General features: G+C 62.9%; 4 protein-coding genes. All 4 read right to left on the bottom strand.

What is annotated here, in order from left to right; all coding sequences use genetic code 11:
- Positions 1–1,207, bottom strand: a 1,207-nt coding sequence (locus PMI11_RS15570) for a sugar ABC transporter ATP-binding protein (RefSeq protein WP_007818571.1), incomplete at its 3' end; no start/stop codon positions are given.
- Between the two features lies 1 nt (position 1,208).
- Complete coding sequence (locus PMI11_RS15565; protein ID WP_007818569.1) at positions 1,209–2,165, bottom strand: ABC transporter permease; 957 nt, start codon at positions 2,163–2,165, stop codon at positions 1,209–1,211.
- The gene (locus PMI11_RS15560) at positions 2,162–3,181 is read right to left on the bottom strand and encodes an ABC transporter permease (RefSeq protein ID WP_007818567.1); all 1,020 of its coding nucleotides are present in this window, start codon (positions 3,179–3,181) and stop codon (positions 2,162–2,164) included. The genes PMI11_RS15565 and PMI11_RS15560 overlap by 4 nt, the downstream gene beginning before the upstream one ends.
- Positions 3,182–3,253: 72 nt before the next feature.
- Positions 3,254–4,152: sugar ABC transporter substrate-binding protein (locus tag PMI11_RS15555; protein ID WP_007818565.1), on the bottom strand; the 899-nt coding region annotated here is incomplete at its 5' end.

Raw genomic sequence — 4,152 nt, 5'->3', positions numbered from 1 at the left:
GCTGATTGCCGCCCGAAAGATTGCCGACGAGCTGTTCGAGATTGGGCGTGCGGATTTCCAGCTGCCGGGCAAGTGGTGCGGCGGTCCTGCGCTCCTGGCGGGCGCCGATCAGCCCGAAGGTCGAGGCGATCTTGCCCCAGACGGTCATCGCAATATTCGAACGGATCGGATGGGCGAGGATGACGCCCTCGTGTTTCCTGTCTTCGCTGACATAGCCCATGCGGAAGCGCTTTATCGCCTTCTCCACCGAGCCGATGCGCACCGGTTTGCCGTCGATCAGAACCGTGCCTGACGTAAGCTTGTCCTTGCCGATGATAGCGCGGGCGAGCTCAGTGCGGCCGGCGCCGACGAGGCCGTAGAGGCCGAGGATTTCACCGCGGCGAAGCGAAAAGGAGATATTGCCGTGGCCGGCAGCTGTCGCGATATCGCGAAGCTCGATCTTCGGCGCGCCCTTCTGCGGCTTGCCGGAGCGGGCGATCACCGGCCGCTCCGCGCGGCCAATCATCGCCTCGATCAGCGTCTGCCGTGTCATGCCGGCCATCGGAGCGCCACGCAGCGTTGTTTCGCCGTCGCGCAGAACCGTAACCCGGTCGCAAAGGCTCAAGACCTCTTCGAGCTTGTGGCTGACAAAGAGGATCGCCGTTCCCTGATCACGCAGTTGTCGCAGGAGCCTGAAGAGGATTTCGGTCTCGGCATCGGTGATCGATGCCGTCGGCTCGTCGAGCAGCAGAACCTTGGCCTGGTGGCTGAGCGCCTTGGCAATCTCCACCATCTGCATCTGGGCGACGCTGAGGCGACGCACTTCGATTGCCGGATCGACACCGAGGCCGACCTTGCGAAGGTGTTCGTGCGCCTGTTCGTTGGCACGGCGAAAATCGACGAGGCCGTTTCGAACCGGCAACCCTTCCAGGAGAATGTTTTCGGCCACCGAGAAGCGAGGGATCAGGTTACGCTCCTGATGCACCGCCGAAATTCCGAGGGCGATTGCATCGCGGGGCGAGGAGAGGGATAGAGGCGCGCCGTCCAGCATCACTGTCCCGCTGTCTGGCCGATGGACGCCGGTGATGATCTTGATCAGCGTTGATTTGCCGGCGCCGTTTTCGCCCATCAGCGCATGGATCTCGCCGCCATTGAGGGTCAGAGACGCATTGTTGAGCGCCCGGACACCCGGGAAGGATTTGCCGATCCGGTCGAGAACGAGTGCCATCTCAATCCTCCCCGACCCGGACTGCGCGATAGCGGTTGATCCAGACGGCGGTGAGGATCAGCGCGCCGAGCAGGAAGGTGACCCAGTAGGGATCGACCGCCAGCAGCACCATGGCATTCTGGATCAGCCCGACCAGCAACACGGCGATGAGGGTGCCGAGGATGGAGATCGAGCCGCCGGCCAAGCTTGCACCGCCGATGATTGGTGCCGCAAAGGAAATGACCACCCAGTCCGCGCCGATCGTCGGCTGTGCCGAACCGAGCTGGGCGACGGCGAGCACGCCGGCAGTTGCCGCCAGCAGGCCGGAAAGCACATGCGCCATGATGGTGGCGCGGGCAACGGAAATGCCCGACAGTTCCGCTGCATGGCTGTTGCCGCCGACCGCCAGCATGTAGCGTCCCTCGACCGTGCGGGCAAAGAAAATGACGAGCAGCACTGTCACCACCAGGGGCACGATGAGCAGCAGCGGGAAGGGACCCAAACGTCCATTGCCGAAGGCGACGAAGGCCGGCGACAAATTGTAGAAGGGAATGGCCTTGGTGATGCCGAGATTGATGCCGGCAAAGGCCGATCCGGTCGCGAGTGTGACGATGAAGCCGTTGATGCCGGTGCGCACCGTCAGCCAGCCATTGATAAAACCGGCAAGGCCGCCGAAGGCGATGCCGATAATGATCGCGACGATGGCCGGCAATCCCCAGACATCCATAAGCCCGCCGGTCACGACAGCGACGAGCCCGCCGAGCGCCCCGACGGAAAGGTTCATCTGGCCGACGCCCAGCATGACCATCTGGCTGAAGGCGACGAGCAGCGATACGCAAATGCTGCGCAGCATGACGAACCAATTGAATTCCGTCATGAAGGCGGGGGAGGCGAAGGCGAGCGCGATGCCGCCGGCGATGACGCCGACCAGGATGCCGGACCATTGTGTCCTTGCGGCAAGGGAAATCAGCGTCTTCATGCGCGCCTCGTCTGTTCGCGGATGGCGAGCTTCGTCCGGTAGCGTTCGAACAGGATCGCCGAGAGCAGGAAGATGCCGAGGAAGAGCTGCAGCCAGAAATTCCCGACCTGCAATACCAGCAGGCCGCTGCGGATGGTTGCGACCAGCATCGCACCGAGGATCGTACCGATGACCGACACCATTCCGCCGGCAAGCGCCGTGCCGCCGATGACGGGGGCAAGGAAAGAGGGCAGCAGCCAATCGTCGCCGGCAACGCCGGGCATGGCCGCTGACAGTCGTGACGTCAGCATCAAGGCTGCTGCTGCGGCCAGCATTCCCGAGAGCACATGTACGAAGACGGTAATCCGTCCGACGGGGACGCCCGACATTTCCGTCGTGCGCGCATTGGCACCAACGGCCAGGATCTGCCGGCCGAGCACAGTATGCTTGAAGAGGATGTAGAGCAGGGCGCCGATGAAAAGTGCTACGACCGCGAGCGACGGCACCGGGCCGATGCCGCTGCGGCCGAAGGCGCCGAAACTCGCCGGCAACCCGTTCAGCGGCACGCCCTTGGTGAAGATCAGCATGCCGCCGGAAAACAGGCTGGCGCTGGCGAGCGTGACGATGAAGCTGTTAACGCCGGTCTTGACGATCGCAATCCCATTCAGCGCGCCGAGAAGGCCGCCGAATGCGAGCGTCAGGATGATCGCAACCGGAATGGGCAGGCCTGCCGTCTGCATCAGATAACCCGCAGCCATGACGGAGCAGACGCCGATCGCGCCAACGGAAAGGTTCATGCCGCCGGTCGCCAGCACTACCATCTGCGCGAAACCGACGACGACATCGATCGCGACCGACCGGCCCATGGAATTCAGGTTGAAGCGCGACAGGAAGCCCGGCGCCAGACTGGTGAAGACGGCCCACAGGATCAGGAGGATGATCAGCAGGCCGAGCTGCGCCGGCCCCCTGGTCAGCAATCCCAGCAGGCTGTGTCTGCCTGCATCTGGGACGGGGCTATCATTGTCAATGGGTGCCATTCGCTGGGATGACCGGTCTCGTGGAACAGGAATGATCGGGCGCAGGGCAGATTCGACCCCGCGCCGTTCTCGTTATTTGCAGGAGAGGTAGGTGTCCTTGAAACTCCCCTGCAGTTTCTTCGTCAGCGCCTTCAGATCGTCCTTGTAGCTGTCGACGTTCTTTTCCGAGATCAGCAGCGTGCCGGAATCGACGAAATGCGCCGTCTGAGGTGTGGCGATCCAAGGGGCGTCCGCCTTCACGCTGCAGCCTGCTGTCATCTGGTCGAGCACATAGGCGCCGATATAGGCCTGGCCATAGGGGTTCTGCGCCATGGTGCCGGCAACGAAACCGTCGCGGATGCCGTCAAGGATGATCTTGTCATCGTCGATGCCGACAAGCTTGATCTTCTTGTCGCCAAGGTTCTTGAGCGCGGTCGCAGCCACCACCGAGGAAATATAGCCGGTGGCGATCAGGCCGTTGATCTTGTCCTTTTGCGCGGCAAGCAGGGCATTGATCTTCTGGTCGCCCTGTTCCTGGCTGTCGGTGTCGCCGACCGTCTGCAGAAGCGTGACGGCGCCATTCGTCTCGCCGACGGCCTTTTCGACCGCCTTGACGCGCAGCGTCGTGTTCGGGTCGACGAGCAGGCCTGCCAGATGAACGATCGTGCCCTTTCCACCCATGGCCTCGATCAGCGCCTTGGTGCCGAGATAGGCCGACTGCGAAACATCGGTCGCCAGGCAAAGGCCGACATCGGTCGGATCCTGCGCGCAGCCGCCCAGTGCCACCGAGGGAATGCCGTTGCTCTTCATTTCCGACACTATGGCGTTGACGCCGACTGCGTCACCCGGAAACACGCCAAAGCCATTGGTGCCCTGTGCCGCAAGGCTTTCCAGGAGCTCAGTCTGCGCCTCCAGTTTCCATTCGCTCGGCACTTTGTACTCGACAGCGGCGATGCCGAAATCCTTGGCGGCATCGGCGGCAGCAAGCTCGG

This window comes from Rhizobium sp. CF142 (assembly GCF_000281145.1).
Classification (GTDB): Bacteria; Pseudomonadota; Alphaproteobacteria; order Rhizobiales; family Rhizobiaceae; genus Rhizobium.
The sequence above is the reverse complement of the archived record's forward strand: the minus strand, read 5'-3'. Positions and strand labels throughout refer to the sequence as shown.